This window comes from Rhodococcus sp. P4_B6, assembly GCF_056402215.1.
In genome coordinates, this window is sequence record NZ_JBFUHV010000425.1 from 1 (window position 1) to 1,689 (window position 1,689).

Sequence of the window (1,689 nt, forward strand, 5' to 3'; positions counted from 1 at the left end):
CCTCAATTTTTCGTGCCCTCTGATTGGTGGGTGGGTTTCGGCTGGGGTGTGCTGGTGCGGGACAGATTTTGGTGTGTGGGTGTGAGTGTGCGCCCGATGTCGCTCGGGTGGGTGCCCGGTTCCACCGGCCGGGGTTTGGCATTCGTGTGTCGTATGAGTAGGAGGCTGCGGTCAGGTGAAGGCGGCGCGGATGCGATACCACGCTGTGGCAATGGCTTGGGCCCATTGCCAACTCGAGTCGATCCGAACCCGGACGGCTCTGCCTCCGCGGGTAATGCGGGCCGCGACGTGCAGGACCCGGTAGCGGAAGGTGTCGATCTCGCAGCGGGCGAGGTCGGGGTGGTCGGGGAACCCGATCAGCTTCGCCCACGCGACGAGATCGGTGGCGGCTAGGACGGCCTCGAGCCAGGCGGCGTTCGCGTCGAATCGGTGGCACGGCARGCCCCGCAGCCCGGACGCCTTGGCCTGCCGGATCCGGTCCTCGACCCGGGCGTGCTGTCGATGTCGGAGTTCGAGTCCGGCCAGTCCACCGGGGATGACGCCGGTGCCGGTGTCGGTGATGAACCCGGTGATCCGGTGCCCGTCGGAATCGGTGAACCGCAGCTGCGCGCCCGGGTGCGGGCGTTCCTTGCGCAGGATCAGCCGGGTCCCGTCCGGCCACGAATCGAGGCCGACCAGGTCGGTGGCCTCGGCCACCCAGGCACCCTCGCGGATCTCGCCGTCGGAGTCGATCGCCGGCACCCACGTGGCTTTTGCGTTGAGGGTTTCGGTGGCGTCGCGGACGCGGTCGTCGACGGCGTAGCCGAAGGAGAATCCGACCCCGGCCGCGCGGCAGGCGTCGGCGAAGGCGTGGGTCGCCCCGGCCGAGTCGCTGCGCACCAGAATCTTCTGCCCGGTCGGGCCAGTCGGATCGGGCCGATACGCCGGCGGCAACGACTCGAGTGCCCAGCCGAGGACGGTGACGTGGTCGGCGGCGGTATTACTGCCGGCGTTCCCCGGGCGCAGCAGCCCGGCGAGGGCTTCCCCGCCGGCGATGTCGGGGCGGTCCAGAAAGGCCAGCAGCGGATGGAACCCGTAGGTCTTCTTCCAGGTCGCAGCCGCGTTCTCCTTGCCCTCGGAATGGTCGAGGGTGATGGTCGCGTCGACGTCGATGCGCAACCACTCCACGTCGGCGGGGGCGGCGCCGGCCGCCCACGCCTGCTCCCGGGCCCGGGCGCGCGCCGCACGAATTCCGGGCAGGTGGGCGGCATCGATGCGTTCGTCGACCAGCCGCCACATCGTGGTCGTCGACGCCGTTGGGCCGAACACGTGCTCGCGGCCACCACAGCTTCGTGCTGCGGCGTCGACACAGTCGGCGCCGTCGGCGACCGCGGCGGCCAGGTCGGCGAACACCGCACCCGGGGCGTGGGCCCATTGCCCGCGGTAGGTATCGGCCAGCACCGCCGTGACCTGTGCGGACAGCCCCGTCAGGTCCGCCATCTCCCGCAGCATCCCCACCCCGGCATGCGACACCACGCCCCGTCCGTCGGCGGAGACTTTCACCCGTGAACCCGCTGCGATACTCTTCACCTGCGAAGTGCCTTCCCGTCAGCATTATGGAACCCTAGAGAAGTCCCATTATGCCGTGCAGGACAGGCACTTTCGCTTATCTGCACACCCCGGTCCGCGCTCCCGCACGAAAAATCCAGG

The 1,689-nt window shown here is 69.5% G+C and carries 1 protein-coding gene; it reads right to left on the minus strand.

The features are described 5' to 3' along the window. Positions 1–171 precede the first annotated feature (171 nt). A complete protein-coding gene (locus tag AC1DWT_RS51255) occupies positions 172–1,569 on the minus strand; it encodes an IS1380 family transposase (RefSeq protein ID WP_206015625.1) in 1,398 nt (465 codons plus the stop codon). Between the last annotated feature and the right edge of the window lie 120 nt (positions 1,570–1,689).